Annotated in this window: 9 protein-coding genes; all 9 read left to right on the forward strand. The window is 47.3% G+C overall.

The features are described 5' to 3' along the window. Positions 1-3: 3 nt before the first annotated feature. The 9 genes from BUR42_RS04180 (at position 4) to BUR42_RS04220 (ending at position 18,297) form a co-directional block, all read left to right on the forward strand. Positions 4-1,161 (forward strand): FecR family protein, encoded by a 1,158-nt coding sequence (locus tag BUR42_RS04180; RefSeq protein WP_074238036.1) that lies wholly within the window; start codon positions 4-6, stop codon positions 1,159-1,161. A gap of 263 nt (positions 1,162-1,424) precedes the next feature. Further along, positions 1,425-4,733 carry a TonB-dependent receptor gene (locus tag BUR42_RS04185; protein WP_074240432.1) on the forward strand — a complete coding sequence of 1,103 codons (3,309 nt, stop codon included), beginning with the start codon at positions 1,425-1,427 and terminating at the stop codon, positions 4,731-4,733. A gap of 24 nt (positions 4,734-4,757) precedes the next feature. After that, complete coding sequence (locus BUR42_RS04190) at positions 4,758-6,335, forward strand: RagB/SusD family nutrient uptake outer membrane protein (RefSeq protein ID WP_074238037.1); 1,578 nt, start codon at positions 4,758-4,760, stop codon at positions 6,333-6,335. A gap of 11 nt (positions 6,336-6,346) precedes the next feature. Then, complete coding sequence (locus tag BUR42_RS04195; protein ID WP_074238038.1) at positions 6,347-7,168, forward strand: phytanoyl-CoA dioxygenase family protein; 822 nt, start codon at positions 6,347-6,349, stop codon at positions 7,166-7,168. Then, positions 7,165-7,989, forward strand: a complete 825-nt coding sequence (locus BUR42_RS04200) for a sugar phosphate isomerase/epimerase family protein (protein ID WP_074238039.1) — start codon at positions 7,165-7,167, stop codon at positions 7,987-7,989. Before BUR42_RS04195 ends, BUR42_RS04200 begins: the two co-directional genes overlap by 4 nt. Continuing rightward, positions 7,986-10,838, forward strand: a complete 2,853-nt coding sequence (locus tag BUR42_RS04205) for a glycosyl hydrolase (RefSeq protein WP_074238040.1) — start codon at positions 7,986-7,988, stop codon at positions 10,836-10,838. The genes BUR42_RS04200 and BUR42_RS04205 overlap by 4 nt, the downstream gene beginning before the upstream one ends. Positions 10,839-10,843: 5 nt before the next feature. Continuing rightward, a complete protein-coding gene (locus BUR42_RS04210; protein WP_074238041.1) occupies positions 10,844-12,313 on the forward strand; it encodes a glycoside hydrolase family 28 protein in 1,470 nt (489 codons plus the stop codon). Positions 12,314-12,579: 266 nt separating this feature from the next. Continuing rightward, entirely contained in the window at positions 12,580-15,108 is a 2,529-nt protein-coding gene (locus BUR42_RS04215) for a GH116 family glycosyl hydrolase (protein ID WP_074238042.1), read from the forward strand. A gap of 135 nt (positions 15,109-15,243) precedes the next feature. Further along, on the forward strand, positions 15,244-18,297 hold the full coding sequence (locus BUR42_RS04220) for a SusC/RagA family TonB-linked outer membrane protein (protein WP_084185377.1): 3,054 nt from the start codon (positions 15,244-15,246) through the stop codon (positions 18,295-18,297). Position 18,298: the final 1 nt, after the last annotated feature.

Consider the following 18,298-nt stretch of genomic DNA (forward strand, 5'->3'; position numbering starts at 1 on the left):
CATATGGCTAATGAAAGGCTCACCTATTTATTCTACCGTTATTTCCAGAAAACGGCCAGCAGGGAGGAACTGGATGAGCTAAGCCAGCTTATCAACGAGCCTGGAAACGAAGCAGCTGTAAAGTTGCTGATGGAAGAAGCCTACCTGTTATTTGAACCCCAGGGGAACGTGCTCAGCGAAACCCAAAGCGGGCAGATCCTCACGAATGTACAGTCCCGTACCCGTAAACATATTAACTGGTGGCGCAGGATAGCTGCCGCAGCTGCTGTGCTGGTATTTATCTCCGCCGGTCTTTATGGCTGGCTGCAAATGAGAGATTGGAAACCGGCACCTGTAATAGCCCGGCAGAACGATGTGCCTCCCGGTACCAATAAAGCGGTGTTACACCTGGCAGATGGAACGGTGGTTACTTTGGACAGTGCAGGTAACCAGGTGATCCGGCAGGGAGGTACCATTATCAACCAGCAAAACGGCCAGCTGCATTATAAAGCAAATGACCCGAATGCCACCACCGTTAGTTTTAATACACTGGCCACACCACGTGGCGGTCAGTATTCCGTTACCTTGCCGGATGGCAGTAAGGTTTGGCTGAATTCCGCTTCTTCCCTCAGGTTCCCCACTGCTTTTACCGGTCTGGAAAGGAAAGTGGAATTAACAGGGGAGGCTTATTTCGAAGTGGCTAAAAATGCAAAGCAACCTTTTAAAGTAGCACTGGAAGATAAAACGACGATTGAAGTACTGGGCACTCATTTTAATGTGAATGCCTATAAGGATGAACCCGCGATAAGCACCACCTTGCTGGAAGGCGCCGTGCGGTTAACGAAGGGGAAAGAACGGGTTACCATCAAACCCGGAGAGCGCGCGCAGCTACAGGAAGGGGGCACAAAGTTTGTGATAGACCGGCCTGATGTAGAGAGGGTGGTAGCCTGGAAGAACGGATTCTTCCAGTTCGATGGGGACAATATCACCATGATCATGAAACAACTGTCCCGCTGGTATGATATAGAACCCGTATATGCCGGCAGTATGAGCATGAAAGACTATTCCGGATATATTTCCCGCAACTCCAATATTTCTGAGGTATTGAAGATGCTGGAGCTGACCAACGAAATCAAATGTAAGGTAGAAGGAAGGAAAGTGACGGTAAGTGCTATTAAGTAATGCAATTGATGATACCAGATTATTAACCAAAAAACTGATCCACAGTATGAAAGGACTATTCCACTAACAAAAAACAACCAGCATTTCTGCAAAAAGAAAACAGGAGCGGTTGCGACGCTCCTGCGGATTCTTTGGGCAGCCTAAAAAACGTCTAGAACAACGATTTCTTAATTCACCCAAAACATTGCAAAGGTATGGATTCCTATACAAAAAGTACAAGGAGGGCCACTTCTATACGGCATCTCCTCAAAATATTCCTTGTCATGAAGTTGCTTATAGTACTGATTACAGCAACCTGTTTACAAGTCAGTGCAAAGGTTTCTGCGCAGACGGTAACGCTATCGGGGAAGAACATCTCCCTGCAGCGGGTATTTGAAGAAATAAGGAAACAATGTGATTACCAGTTCCTCTATAATACGCACCTGTTGAAGGAAACGCGTAAAGTGGACCTGAATGTAAAAGAAATGCCTTTCCAGCAGGTACTGAATATCTGCCTGAAGGACCAGCCGGTAACCTATGTGATCTCCGGTAAAACCATCATTATCAGGCAGGTACAGGCCGAGGAAGTACCCGCGCCTGTGGTTGAGGAAATAAAAGTACAAGGTAAGGTCACCGAAAAAGGCGTAGCCCTGGTAGGTGTTACCGTAAAAGCAAAAGGCACCAATACAGGTACTGTTACAGATGTTAACGGGGCTTATACCATCAGCGTCCAAAAGGATGCCGTGCTGGTGTTTAGCTATATTGGGCACACCACACTGGAAGAGCCGGTGAATGGCCGCACAAACATTTCTGTGGAGCTGGAAGCTTCCCGCAGTAATATTGAAGAAGTGGTGGTAGTGAGCTATGGTACTCAGCGCCAGCGCAGTATTACAGGTGCTATTTCAAAAGTATCTTCCAAAGAAGTACAGGATATCCCTGCTGCGGAATTTGGTCAGAAGCTGCAAGGGCGTGTAGCCGGTGTGCAGATCAGCCAGGTATCCGGCCGTCCGGGACAGGGCATGACCTTTAAGATCAGGGGCGCTGCTTCCCTTGGTTCGGGTAACCAGCCTTTGATTGTGGTAGATGGCCAGCCCATCACCAATGAAAATATCAACCTCCTTAACCCGGATGAAATAGAAAGTTTTTCTGTACTGAAAGATGCATCCACTACGGCATTATATGGTTCAAGAGCTGCGAACGGCGTAGTGATCATTACTACCAAACAGGCTAAAGCAGGGCGTACCACCATGTCGCTCAACAGTTATTACGGCTGGCAGTCTGTTCCCAAAAGAGGTAAACCGGATATGATGAATGCCCGTGAGTTTGCCACTTTTATGAATGGGTTCTATGAAGACAAGATCAAGTATGAAAACTGGAAGAACCCGGCTACCGGCCTGGCTGAAATTCCGGATGATTATAAAGACCCTTCGAAATATGGAGAAGGAACTGACTGGTATGATGCTGTGCTGAGAACAGCGCCTATGACCAATCACTCCCTGAATATTTCAACTGGTACGGATAAAGTATTGTCCAGCACCACACTCACCTATTTCAACCAGGATGGGGTGATGTATAATACCGGTATGGAACGTTTCTCCTTGCGTTCTAATAACGAATACCGCCCTAATGAGAAACTGAAACTGGGTTTAAACCTGAACCCCGTTTATCAGAACGATAAGAATACCCGCAGCGGTGCGATTGATAATAACCGTAACGTGGTTTCAGGCGGGCTGATCAGTTCTCCCCTGATCCCCAAGATCAATCCGGATGGTACTTATCCTACTAAAACAAGTTCTTACGGCATGTATGCGCTGCCTAACTTTTACCAGCAGCTCATGATCATGAATATTAATCAGAAGTCACTGCGTTTACTGACGAATGTATATGCGGACCTGGAACTGTTACCTAACCTGCATTTCAAAACCACGTTCAATACGGACCTGGGTAACTACGATTACAATGCCTTCTTTCCTTCCGCCACAGGATCATTTGGTAGCCCTCCGCCGCGTATACCTTCTGCTGTAGCAAATTCTGCCAATATCGTTTCCTGGCTGAATGAGAACATGCTCACCTACAATTTCAAAATTAAAGAGCATAACATTGACCTGCTGGCAGGATACAGCGCGCAGAAATATGATCAGAACTACCGGACCATCAATGGTTCCAATTTCCCCAGCGATAAAATTCCCTGGATCATTGGTGCTACCACCACTACAGGAAATACCAACAATACTGCCTGGACGATGGCTTCCTGGTATGGCCGTGCGAACTACAGCTTCAGGGATAAATATTACCTGACAGCTACTATTCGCCAGGATGGATCTTCCCGTTTTGGTGAGAACAAGAAGTGGGGTTATTTCCCTTCTGCTTCCGTGGGCTGGATCGTGAGTGAAGAACCTTTCTTCCCTAAATCAGATGCCTTATCCCTCCTGAAAATAAGAGGTAGTTACGGGCTTACCGGCAACAATAACATTGGTGACTATACGCAGATCTCCCTGCTTAGTGCTGCCAACTATGTATTTGATGGGGCATTGGCTCCGGGTCAGGCTATCAGCCAGCTGGGTAACAAAGACCTTACCTGGGAAACTTCCAAACAACTGGACCTTGGTCTTGAACTGTCTTTGCTGAAAGACCGTATTTCCTTCACCTATGATTATTACAGGAAGGAAACAGATAAGATGCTCTACCAGATGAATATTCCCTGGGCTTCCGGTTACGGGTCTATTAAATACAATGTGGGAACTATCAGGATGTGGGGGCATGAATTCCAGCTGAATACACGTAACCTTACGGGAGTGCTGGAATGGAATACGAATCTGAACATCTCTTTTAATGATAACAAGGTGATCAGCCTGCAGAACGGTACCCCAATCGGTGGTATCAATACTTACAGCGATTACAACCGTACGGCAGTGGGCAGAAGGATCGGCGAGTTCTGGGGATATGTGTTTGATGGTATCTACATGACGCAGGATGAATTCAACAGGCAGCCGAAACATGCTACCTCTGCCGTTGGTTCAACCAGGATGAAAGATATCAGCGGCGATGGTATCATCAATGCCAGTGATAAGGACTATCTCGGTAATCCTAACCCTACCCTGATCTTTGGCATGGCAAATGACTTCCGTTATAAGAAGTTTGATTTTTCTATTGTAGTATCAGGGCAGGCAGGGAATGAGATCATGAACACCAATATGCAAAACCTGGTGAACATAGACGGGATCTTCAACGTAACGAAAGACATGGCTAACCGCTGGCGCTCAGAGCAGAACCCGGGCAACGGCAAGGTGCCAAGAACACTGGCCAATACCACGGAACTATATCGCCTCGCTAACTCCAACTGGGTGTTCTCCGGCGACTATCTCACCATCAAGAACATTTCACTGGGGTATACGGCAGATATGAGCAGACTGAAATACCTCAGGTCCATACGTTTTTACGCAAGTCTGCAACAGGCATTTGTGTTCACCAGTTATCCCGGTCAGAACCCTGAGGTGAATGATACGAGAGATAACCAGACTACGGCGGGGCAGGACAATGGTTCCTTCCCGATCCCGAGAACACTTATGTTCGGTGCAAACATCAATTTCTGAGGCATTCACAATTAATTTAAAAGTATGAGACCGGTTATATATATAATACTCACCTTTTTGTTATTCTCTTCCTGCAAGAATAACTTCCTCAACGAATTCCCGGAAGGGCAGCTGAATGAGAAGAACTTTTTCAAAAGCACTGCAGATTTTCAGCAGGCAGTAACAGGCGCTTATGCGCCATTGAGAGGAGCGATCGATCCCACCAGGGGTACTTACGTTGCTGGTTCCGGCATCAATAACATTGCCTTTTTTATGGACGAGATGCGTTCTGATAACACCCACTATGATTACAATGCCAAAGACCGCGGCGGGTTAGGTTACGAGCAGATAGCAGACTTCCTGGACGATGCTCCCAATGGCGTGGTATTAAGCAGGTACAGGGCAGCCTATACCGGTATTTCCCGTACAAACGTGATCCTGGACAGGATAGAGAAGATCGATTTTACGATGACGGAGGCAGATAAAAATGTGATCGTAGGAGAAGCAAAAGCTTTACGTGCACATTATTACTTTGACCTGGTACGCCACTATGGAGCAGTGCCTTTACACCTGCATGAAGTAAAAACAGCGGGGGATGCTTTCCTGGCCCGTACCGGCGTGGATTCTGTTTATCAGCAGATCATCAGCGACTTTACAGATGCGTTAGGTTTGCTGGCCGCCCCGGCTAAATTCCCGCAATCCGGCCATATCACCAAAGGCATGGTAGCAACGGAACTGGCGCTGGTGTATATGACGCAGCAGAAGTTTGATCTTGCAGTTCCTTTGCTGCAAAGTGTTACCACAATGGGTTATGATCTGCTGCCTACTTATGCGGAAGTATTTGATCCCAATAAGAAGAACAGTATTGAATCCATTTTTGAGATCCAGTATAAAGACGGTACGGACGGGCAGCAGGGTAATCTCATCTATCGTTTCATTCCTGTAACGCCTAATACGCTTAACATTCTGGGTATTACCTATAACAATACAGATGGTGGCTGGAACGTACCTACGGATGATATGATCGCCGCTTACGAGGCAGGAGATAAAAGGCTGGATGAGAGTATTGCCGTGGTAGAGGGCACTCTCAACTCCAATACTGATTTTATACCGGAAAGAATCGTTAGTATTGTAGGGTATGCAGGCCCTCCGGCAGGAAAGATCGCTAAAAGGTTCATTAAAAAATACCTGCACCCGCCTTACACGCTTGTTAATAACACCAAAGACAACTGGCCGGTGTTCAGGTATGCAGATGTGCTGCTGATGCTGGCGGAAAGCCTGAACGAAACGAATAAGTCAGGTGAAGCATTACCGCACCTGAACAGGGTACGCAGAAGGGCAGGGTTACTCAACGATATCACTACTACAGACCAGGCCCAGCTGCGCGACATCATTGCGAAGGAGAGAAGAGTAGAGCTGGCTTTTGAAAATCACCGCTGGTTAGACCTGGTACGTACCAAAAAAGCAGTGGCTGTGATGAACGCACATGGTATTGTAATGAAAGCCACTTATGGTTATCTCTTACCCGGTTCCTACCAGGTGAACGATAACAAACTCATATTTGCCATTCCTTTCTCAGAAAGGCAGATCAACACAAAACTGACACAGAATACCGGGTATTAAAATTTCCATTTATGAAATACAAATTGGATAAAGCGCAAATTGAAAGCTATCAGAAAAACGGGTTTATAGTGATAGAAGACTTCCTCTCGCAGGAAGAGCTGGCACACTGGCGCAAAGTGGTGATGGAAGCCGTAGAACAAAGAGGCGGCAGAAAAATGCCGGGTAAGGATACTAAAGTGGGAGAGGACGATGGTATTAATGAAGATGCAGATTACTTCGGTAAAGTGTTTGACCAGTTGCTGAACCTCTGGCAAACACATGATGGTGTGAAAGAGATCATGCTGGATGAACGCATCGGCCAGATGGCCGCGCAATTATCCGGTGCCGAAGGTATCAGGATCTGGCATGACCAGGCCTTGTTTAAACGGCCCTGGGCAAATGCCACCGCCTGGCATCTGGATACACCATTCTGGTCTTTCTCCGATCGTAAAGCACTATCCATCTGGGTAGCGCTGGACGATGCCACTTACGAGAATGGCTGCCTGTATTTCATTCCCGGATCATATCAGCAAACGAGTTTTGAGAATAGCGGTATCGGAAAAAACATGGATGGCATCTTTACCGTATATCCTCAATTAGCCAAGATTGCATCAGTTGCCGCGCCTATGAAGGCCGGCAGCTGTTCTTTCCATAACGGGTTAACGATCCATGGCGCGGGCGCCAATATGACCAATGGTTTCCGCCGTGCCATGACCTGTGCTTATATGCCGGAAGGTAATACTTTCAACGGGCAGCAAAACATTCTCCCGGATGATTACCTGCAAACTTTGAAGATAGGAGATGCACTGAATAATAATGAACAAAATCCGCTGATCTACCCTAAAGCCCTATGAGAGTTAAATTCTTTTGTCCAAGATGGGGGAGTGAGCATATACCATGGAGCGTTTTCCTGGAAAATGTAAAAGCTGCAGGTTATGCAGGTGTGGAATGGTTTCCCTATGGAGAAGCCACTAACCCTGTTACGGTACTCAACCTTTTGAAGCAATACGATCTTGAATTTTCCATAGTAACCGCAGTGCTGCAAATGCCGGAAACCTTTAAGGAATACCTGCATGTTCTAAAAGAGCAGCTCACTGCACTCAGCCGTTTGCAGCCACTGTTCATCAGTACACAAACAGGCAGGGAGTATTATTCGGAAGAACAGGTCATTCAATGCCTGGAAGTTTGCGAAGAAGTGAGCGACCAGCTGGGCGTACCCATATATCAGGAAACCCACCGCAACAAATGGTCCTTTGCCGCGCATGCGACAGGACCCTTGTTGCGGAAATTCCCGGCGCTTCCTTTAACGCTGGATGTTTCACACTGGTTCTGCGTATCTGAAAGTTACCTGGAAGATCAGCAGGGCATAGTGGCAGAAGCCATCAAACATGCCCGCCATATCCATGCGCGGGTAGGCCATACAGAAGGGCCGCAGGTATGGGACCCTGCATTACCGGAGTATGCAGCAGCTTTGGCTGCACACCTGGCCATCTGGGATGAATGGATCTCACAAAGGAAAAAGAACGGGGACAGCTATTGTACTATTACGCCTGAGTTCGGGCCTCCGCCTTATATGGTGATGGGCAACAGAACAGTTCCTGCACAACAGGAGCAATGGCGCATCAATTTATGGATGAAAACGTTCCTGGATAAAAGATACAACCCGCAAACATGAAAAGAAGAGAGTTCCTGTTAAATAGTACATTCCTTACTGCCGGATATTCCATTGTGGGCGCATTGCCGGGCATTGCCCGTACAGCGCTGGCTCCCGTGGATACGGACCTGTATAAGTTGTTTAAGGATCCATTGCCTGTATACCGCCCTTTTGTACGCTGGTGGTGGAATGGCGATAAAGTAGAAAAAGATGAACTGATCAGGGAATTGCGGCTGATGCATGCTGCCGGTATCGGCGGTGTGGAGATCAATCCCATCAAATTCCCTGCACGTACAGATGATATGGGTAAACCTTCTTTGCAATGGCTCAGCAATGAATGGAACGATCTGTTGCTGGCCACATTCAAAGAAGCGGAATCCCTGGGCATGACCTGCGACCTGATCGTTGGCTCCGGCTGGCCCTTTGGAGCAGAATACCTGCAAGGGGAAGAACGTTCTGATGTGGTAGTAATAGCTGTGAAGAAACTGGAAGGCCCCCTGTATTATGAAACGTCTATGTTCGATCTGTTCAGGGAAGCAGATCCTGCCATCTCTTCTCCCTTCCCGGGCAGAACGCTGGAAATGATGGAACTCAAGCTGGTGCCGGAACCGCTGGGTGATCTGAGCGAGGTGAAGGACCTGAAAGCAGAAGTGAAAGATGACATCCTTAAACTGGATATACCCAAAGGGAAATATGCTTTATACGGGCTTGTTAAAGTAAAAGGTTTTATGGAAGTGATCAACGGTGCTCCGGGGGCCAATGGCCCTGTGTTGAATCACTACAATAAAACAGCCGTGAACAAGTACCTCAATCATATGACGGACACCATACAGAATAGGATAGGTCCTCTGTCGCGCCACGTACGTGCATTGTTCACAGACAGTATGGAGCTGGAAGGTGCCAACTGGAGCAGTGACATGATGGATGAGTTTAAGAAGCGGCGCGGGTATGACCTTTATCCTTATCTGCCTTTCGTATTACTGAAGATCGCTTCTATGGGCAACACCTACAATTTTACGTACGGTGCCACTCTGACGCCGGAATTTTCTGATATGATACAAAGGATGCGGTATGATTTTGAGCTGACCAAAGCAGAGATCCTGGAGGACAGCTTTATCAAAACCTATGTGGCCTGGTGTAAGAAGAACAATGTAAAATCGCGTGCGCAGGCCTACGGCAGAGGATACTTCCTGCTGGAAGGCAGTTTTGAATTCGATCTGCCGGAATGTGAAACCTGGCTGAAATATGGCATCGGTTATAAGATGCCGGAAGACACGCCACTGCTGGGCAGGGCATATACCATGATCAACAAGTATGTATCTTCCGCAGCGCACCTGAAAGGGAAACGGTACATCAGCGCAGAGGAACTAACGAATACGGATATGGTATTCAACGATTCCCTGGAAATGCTGAAAGTAGCGGGAGATCAGAGTACGATATCAGGTGTTACGCATCCCATCTTCCATGGCTTCAATTACACGCCGCCGGATGCACCTTTCCCGGGCTGGATCAGGTATGGCGGGTTTTATAATGAAAAGAACACCTGGTGGCCTTATTTCCGGCACTTTACGGATTATAAAGCGCGTATCTCTGCTTTACTGCAACAGGGAGATATGTTTGCTGATATCGCAGTATTGCCACCCACCGCAGATATGTGGGGTACCTACAGCGCACAGAATGAACCATTCCCTTTCATCATTCACCCGCCTTACCAGCCCCTGATCTGGGAAGCTATCCACAAGAACGGGAATGGCTGTGATCATGTATCAGAATCCGTGATCCGTGACGCCACGTTTAAAAATGGCTTCATGCATTACGGCCCGCGGAAGTATCACACCCTCTTCCTGATAGAAGTGCTGAGCATGGAACCTGCTACATTGCAGAAGTTGCTGGAATTTGTATCGGCAGGAGGAAGGATCTTCTGTATAGAAAAATACCCGGAGAAGTCTACCGGCTGGAAAGATGCAACGCAGCGGGATCAGCAGGTGAAGGCCCTCGTAGCTAAACTGCAAACCTATCCTGATAAATTCATTCTGCTGAAGAAACCGGAGAAGGATTTCATCGGATGGTATAAAGAAGTACAGGAAAAGTACCAGATCAAACCTTATGTGAAGATCGCCAACCCGGAACCATTTGTAACGCAGGTGCGTTACCAGGCCGGGGATACAGAGATCCTGCTGTTCACGAACGCTCATATGGATGAGGGGTATGTTATGGACATCACTGTTTCCAAAGAACTGATCGGTAAAAGGGAAGGCTGGATCTGGAACCCTGATAACGGAGAACGGTATTATCTGGATGGTGTGAGTGCCCGGTATCAGTTAAACCTCGGACCTTCGGATGCCAGATTGCTGGTGTTTGACAAAACCAAAAAAGGAAAACCTGAAGCACCATTGCCATCCGGAGAAGGTGTGAAAGTAGGCGGTGCGTGGAAAGCTACTTTTAAACACATCGATGGTTCTGAGAAAGAAGTAGTGTTGGATGAACTGAAGGACCTGGCAACAGTAGAAACACTGCAGCATTTTGCGGGAACCATCACTTATCGGAATAACCTGCCGGTAACGGATAAAACAGATGCGGCCTGGCTGAACCTGGGCAAGGTGCATGGTGTTTCAGAAGTAACAATTAATGGAAAATCCCTGGGTGTGCAATGGTATGGCAGGCGGATCTACAATATTGCATCCGATGTGAAAACCGGGGATAATGCAATTGAAGTAAAGATCACCACCAATATGGGGAACTATATGAAAACGCTGTCTGATAATAAAGTAGCACAATACTGGACGAATGAGCTCCGGAAGAACCAGCCTATTCAGCCCCTGGGTATGATAGGTCCCGTGAGTGTATTGCCTGCTAAAATTAAACAATAACAAAGATGAGATCATTTATAGTACTATTACTGACCCTCACCTGCATGCAGGTATCGGCCAAAGATTACAATGCTTCTTTATTCGGTATCTATTCCGATGGCGTAACGCTGAACACCCGTGCTATTCAATATGGCATCGACTATATCAATAAAAATGGTGGTGGCAGGCTGGTGTTCCATGTAGGCAGGTACCTGACCGGCTCTATTTATCTTAAATCCAATGTAACCATACAACTGCAGGAAGGTGCGGTATTGCTGGGCTCACTTAATCCCTGGGATTACGACCGGAAGTCGTTCACCGCACTGGTTTTTGCGTATGATCAGGAGAATGTGGGTATCACCGGTAAAGGTATTATTGACGGGCAGGGGCGACAGGTGGCGCGTAATGTAGTAGACAATATCCATAAAGGTATTCTGAAGGACGGGTTCCGTTATGATCGTCCGGAAGCGGAAAGCCGGCCCATGATCATCAACTTCCATAAAACCAATAATATCCTTATTAAAGGTATAACGATCAAAAATTCTTCCAGCTGGGTGCAAACATACGAGCAATGTAAGAACCTGCACCTGGATAGCATTTTCGTAGACAGTAAGGCATACTGGAACAACGATGGCATCGATATTGTGGACTGTGAAGATGTAAAGATCACCAATTCCTATATTGACTCTGATGATGATGGCGTGTGTTTAAAATCACATGACGGCACAAAGGCCTGTAAAAATGTACTGATACAGAATTGCGTGATCCGTTCCAGTGCAAACGGGATCAAATTCGGTACTGCATCTCATGGCGGCTTTAGTCATATCCGTATAAAGAATATCAAGGTGTTTGATACTTACCGTTCTGCCGTGGCTTTACAGGCCGTAGACGGTGGTTTCCTGGAAGATGTGGAAGTAGATAGCCTGGAAGCATTTAATACCGGCAATGCCATCTTTCTGCGGATAGGGGAGCGGGTAGCAGGGAGGAAAGGAAGACTGGAGAATATCAGGATCAGTAATCTGTATGCAGAGATCCCTGCTACAAAACCGGATGTTGGTTATGAGTATGAAGGGCCAACAGAAGACATGCCGCGTAACATTTCACCTTCCTCTATTGTAGGTATGCCGGATGCATTGATCAATAATGTTAGTTTTAAGAACGTGACCATCAGTTATCCCGGCGGTGCCAATCCTTTCTTTGCAAAGGTGGCGCTGGATACGCTGGACAGGATCAATAACAAAGCCACGGCCTATCCTGAATTTTCGATGTTCGGGGAGTTGCCGGCCTGGGGACTGTTTATAAGGCATGCGAAGAACATAGATATCTCCGGCCTCACCCTCACCGTAGCAAAGAAAGATTTCAGAACGGCAGTAGTATTTGACAATGTGCAGAACGCAAAGTTCACGAACCTTACCGTGAAAGAGCCGGAGAAGAAAGCCATCAGTTATGCAAAACGCTCAACAGGCATAACGATCAACAACCAGCCTGTTAAATGATCAACAGATCAGCGCGGGGCTGACTGGTAAGTGGGATGAAGGCACTGTCTTCATCTCCCGGGGGGGAACACTTATCAGGCAGCTCCGCTTTTTTTGTTCGTGCAAAAAAATATTTGGTAACTATTCCTAAAATTTATACTTTCATCCCCGAAGCGAAAGCTCCTTTTTTTATCTCTTTTTGCTTAATCGTTTAAGCGTTATGAAAACTGAGGAAAGATATTTCCTGCAGCAGTAGATCTATTTGCCAATTCGAACCAGGTACCATCATGAAATCACGTAACAACCGGCGTAACTTTTTAAAGAATTTTACATTAGGCGCTATTGGCGCAAGTGCTTTACCAGCAGTGGTTTTAGCTAAGGACACACCTGAAAGGAATGCGCCCGGAGCGCGTGGTTTTAATGAAGTATACAAAGGAAAGAACAATAACCGCATTGCATTTCCCATTGGAGGTATCGGCGCAGGTATGTTCTGCATAGAAGGTACAGGCGCTATTTCTCATATGAGCATCCGTCATAACCCTGAGATGTTCTTTGAACCTGCCATGTTTGCTGCGATCAGTATCAAAGGTGTGGGTGCAAAAGTGCTGGAACAGCTGGTGCCGGACTGGAAGAAGTTCGGGATGCGGGATGCGGGCCTTGGTGGAACAGGCGGCGCTACCTGGGGCCTTCCGCGTTTTGCGGCGGCTGAGTTTAAAGCACGTTTTCCGTTTGCGGAGATTGCTTTGAAAGATGCTACGATGCCTGTGGCGGTAAGCATCAAAGGATGGAGCCCTTTTGTGCCTACAGATGAAGATAACTCCAGCCTTCCCCTGGGCGCACTGGAATACCATTTTACAAATACAGGTACTAAAACAGCAGAGTTCGTATTCTCTTATAATGCCCGCAACTTTATGCGGCAGGGAGATGTACAGAACAATATTAAATCTATAAAGAACGGATTCATCTTATCACAGGAAGCCATCACCAATGCCCCGGAAAAGCAAGGTCACTTCGCGATCTATACAACAGATGATAATACCGTAGTGGATCATTGCTGGTTCCGGGGTGGTTGGTTCGACCCACTGAGCATGGTATGGAATACGGTAAAAGATGGTAAGCCAAAGAACAACGCACCTGTAGAAAAAGATGCCCCGGGCGGATCTTTGTTTGTGCCTTTTACCTTAAAACCCGGAGAGAAGAAAACGGTGCGGCTGATGATGGCCTGGTATGTACCGGATTCCAAATTAAGGATAGGGGAGGATACCACCGGCGCTCCGCCCACTTTCCACAAACCATGGTACAGCAGTAAGTTTAAAAATATAAACGAAGTAGCAGATTACTGGAAGGATAATTACGAAACACTGTATAAAAAAACATCCTTATTCACAGACGCCTTCTATAAAAGTTCTTTACCGCCGGAGGTAGTAGAGGCCGTAGCTGCCAACCTCACCATCCTCAAGTCAGCTACCGTGATGCGGCAATATGATGGCCGTTTCTGGTGCTGGGAAGGTTCCGGCGATAACTGGGGCAGTTGCCATGGCTCCTGCACACACGTATGGAATTATGCACAGGCGGTTCCTCACTTATTTCCTGCGCTGGAAAGAAGCCTGCGTAACACAGAGTTTAAAGAGAACCAGAATGCAGACGGGCACCAGGGATTCCGCGCAAATATTCCTATCTCTCCGTTGGTACATAATTTCCATGCGGCGGCAGACGGGCAGTTGGGCGGCATTATGAAAGTGTACAGGGAATGGCGTATCAGCGGCGATAATGAATGGCTGCAACAGATCTATCCCGCGGTGAAAACCAGCATGGATTATTGCATCCGCACCTGGGACCCTCATCAGAAAGGGGTGGTGGAAGAACCACATCATAATACTTACGATATTGAATTCTGGGGCCCTACGGGTATGTGTACCAGTTTCTATCTTGGCGCATTACAGGCTATTTCGCTGATGGGGAAATCGCTGGGTAAAGATGTAACAGCATATACTACGCTGTACACAAAAGGTAAACAGTTCCTGGAAACGGAACTTTACAATGGCGAATACTTTATACAAAAGATCCAGTGGACGGGATTGAATGCACCGGACCCTGTGAAAGCACAATCTTTTCATACACAATATTCTGAAGAGGCAAGGCAGCTGCTGCAAAAGGAAGGCCCCAAATACCAATATGGGACCGGCTGCCTTTCTGATGGTATCCTGGGTTCCTGGATTGCCCGTGTATGCGGTATGGAAGAACCCGTGGATGTAGCAAAAACTAAAAGCCATCTGCTGGCGGTACATAAATACAATTTAAAGAAAGACCTCAGCGCACATGTGAATCCCCAGCGGCCTACGTTTGCTTTAGGTAATGAAGGAGGACTGTTATTATGCTCCTGGCCAAAGGGTGGCATGCTGTCCTTACCATTCGTATACAGCAATGAAGTCTGGACAGGTATCGAATACCAGGTGGCATCTCACCTGATGTTCATGGGCGAGGTGGAAAAAGGGCTGGACATTGTAAAGGCCTGCCGCAACCGTTACGATGGTTCTGTACGTAACCCCTTCAACGAATATGAATGCGGCCACTGGTATGCCCGGGCCATGAGCAGTTACGGTATGTTGCAGGGCCTTACCGGTGTTCGTTTTGATGCGGTAGATGGCACACTCTTTATTGATTCCAGGGTAGGGGATTTCACCAGTTTCATTTCAACAGATAAAGGATTCGGCACTGTTAGTCTGCATAAAGGAAAGCCATCATTAACAGTAGCATATGGCAATATACCGGTGAAAGAAGTGATTGTTTCCGGTAAAAAAGTTCAATTGGGATAAAGATATAGATCAACCTAAAGGCCAATGATGTAACAGCACGTTCATCCCCCATTTTCAGAGGCATACTATGTGATATTTGCTTAAACGTTTAAGTAAGTACCTAATCCTCCTATAACCAAAACTAATAACACGTTTATGAAAGGCTCCTCCCATCAAAGAGCATTAAGGAAAAAGGCATGCAGCCTCTTTCTTTTCTTCTTCACTATCACAGCCGTCAGTTATGCGCAGAAGGTGATCACCGGTAAGGTGACTTCTGCCGCTGATGGTAAACCATTATCTGAAGTAACGATTGTGGTGCAGGGAACGCCGGTTGGCACCACAACTTACCCTGATGGTACTTATGCCATTAAAGTTTCAGGGAACGATGCCATGCTGGTATATACTTATGTAGGGTATGAACCGCAGGCTATCACGGTGGGCAATAACAGCATCCTCAACATACAGCTGAAGCAACAGTCCAGCACACTGGGCGATGTGGTGGTGGTAGGTTTCGGAAAGCAAAAGAAAATGACGGTAACCGGTGCCATCTCCAGCGTACCGGTGAACAACATCCAGCGCATCGCCACACCTTCTTTATCAAATGCGCTGGCTGGCAGCATGCCGGGTATTATTACACGCCAGAGTTCCGGTGAGCCGGGGTATGACGGGGCAGCTGTGTTCATCCGCGGTTTCGGTACCTGGGCCAACAGGGCGCCGTTGATATTGGTAGATGGGGTGGAACGCGATATCAACCAGATCAACACGCAGGAAATTGAAAGTTTCTCTATCCTGAAAGATGCGTCTGCTACCGCGGTGTATGGTGTCAGAGGAGCTAACGGCGTAATCCTTATCGTTACAAAAAGGGGAAGTACGGGTAAACCGAAAGTGATCTTCCGTACGGAGAATGCCAGCTTACAGGCTTTGCGCTTACCTGATTACATCAACGGCCCGGAGTACGCAGGCCTGATCAATGAAGCGCTGGCGAACAATAACCAGCCGGCACGGTACACAGCAGCTGAGCTGCAGAAGTTCAGAGATGGTTCTGATCCTTATCTCTATCCGAATGTGGATTGGACGGATGCGGTATTGAAGAGGAACACTTTCCAAAGCATCAATAACCTGAGTGTTTCCGGTGGCAATGAAATTATTAAATACTATACGAATGTTGGGTACACGGTGCTGAATGGTATTTACAAACAGGATCCTAAGAACGCCTATAAAACAAATGCACAGATGAAACGGTATAATTTCCGTTCCAATGTGGATATCAATGTTTCCAAAACTATCAGTATTGAATTGGGCATCGGCGGTGTGATCCAGAAAGGCAATTACCCGGGCACGGGAGCCCCTGCTATCTTTGACGCGCTGAAGATCACCTCTCCGATCAACTATCCTAAACTGAACCCTGATGGCTCTGTTGCAGGCGCTTCCACTTCTTACCTGCAGAACAATCCCTGGGGGCTGGTTACACAATCAGGATATACGCGGCAGGACAGGAATACGCTGCAGGGAACTTTCGGCGGCAAATGGGACCTTTCCAAACTGGTAACACCCGGCCTTTCTGTACGCGGATTATTTGCTTACGATCATTATTACTCTGCTTCTACGGACCGTATCAAGCCATATGCCATCAAACAATACCTGGGTAAGGATGCGAACGGGAACGACCGGTATTCTTCACCCCCCATCCGTGAGGAACAACCCATGACCTATGTATTGCACAATGGCGCTAACCGGGCCTATTATACGGAAGTGGGTATCAACTATAACCGCACTTTCGGAGATCATACGCTCACAGGTATGGTGTTAGGCAACCGCAGGGAATACATTGACCTCACGGCAGGATCCACGTTGAACAACCTGCCATACAGGCGGCAGGGGCTGGCAGGGCGGATCACTTATAACTATAAGAACCGTTACCTCGCGGAAGTAAATGCGGGATATAACGGATCAGAGAATTTCCCGGAAGGCAAACAATATGGTTTCTTCCCTTCTGCTTCAGCGGGCTGGATCATCAGCAATGAAAAGTTCTGGCACATAGACGCTGTTTCTAACCTCAAAATAAGAGGATCTTATGGCCAGGTAGGTAATGACCAGATAGGGGCAAGGCGCTTCTTATTCCTCACTACCATTAACCGCCAGGGGCAATCTTATTTCTTTGGAGATAACCAGCGGTTCTACCAGGGTTTTGAAGAAGCACAGATCGGGAACGACGATGTGACCTGGGAGGTGGCCACCAAATCGAACATCGGTATGGACCTGGAATTATTCAAAGGTATCATCAATTTGCAGGTAGATGCGTTTAAAGAAAACAGGGAAGGCATCCTCATTCAGCGGGGCGTTATACCACGCGTAACAGGTTATTATCCATGGACACTGCCTTATGCCAACCTGGGTAAAGCAAAGAACTCCGGCATCGATGCATTGCTGGAAGTACGGCATACTACCCGCAAAGGCTTCTATTATAACTTCAGGGGTACTTTCACCTATGCTAAAAGTATCTGCACACAAAACGATGATCCTATTCCGAAGTATGATTACCAGTCGTTCGTAGGGCAGCCTATTGATCAGCCGATGGGATTGATTGCGCTGGGTTTCTTTAAAGACCAGGCCGATATAGAGAAAAGTCCTAAGCAGAATTTCATGGACCAGGTAAGGCCCGGGGATATCAAGTACCAGGATTATAACAATGATGGCGTAGTAGATGATTACGATCGCGTGCCCATAGGTTATCCCAGGACGCCGCAGATGGTGTACGGCGCAGGCGCGAGTTTTGGCTACAAGGGTTTTGAGCTGAGCTTTTTCTTTACAGGCGTGGCCCGCACCAGCCTGTTTGTGGATGGCCCTTCCATGTATGCTTTCCAGATGGGTTTAGGTACTTACAATATCCTGCGTGAGTATTATGATAACCGCTGGACGCCGCAAAATCCCAATGCCAAATATCCGCGTGCATCCCCTTTGCAGAATCCCAATAATAACAGAACGTCTACCTTATTCCTGCAGGATGCATCGTACATCCGGCTGAAGAGTGCAGAGATTGCTTACAATTTTGCCATCAAACGCGGGCTGGAAGGTATCCGCCTGTTCATCAACGGATACAACCTGGCTACCTGGGATAAGATAAAAGTGATAGATCCGGAATCCAATTACGGTACGGGGGGATATCCTTTGCAGCGCAGCATCAATTTCGGGGCACAGCTTTCGTTTTAAT

Origin of the sequence: Chitinophaga niabensis, from assembly GCF_900129465.1 — a bacterium.
In the GTDB taxonomy this organism is placed as follows: Bacteria; Bacteroidota; Bacteroidia; order Chitinophagales; family Chitinophagaceae; genus Chitinophaga; species Chitinophaga niabensis.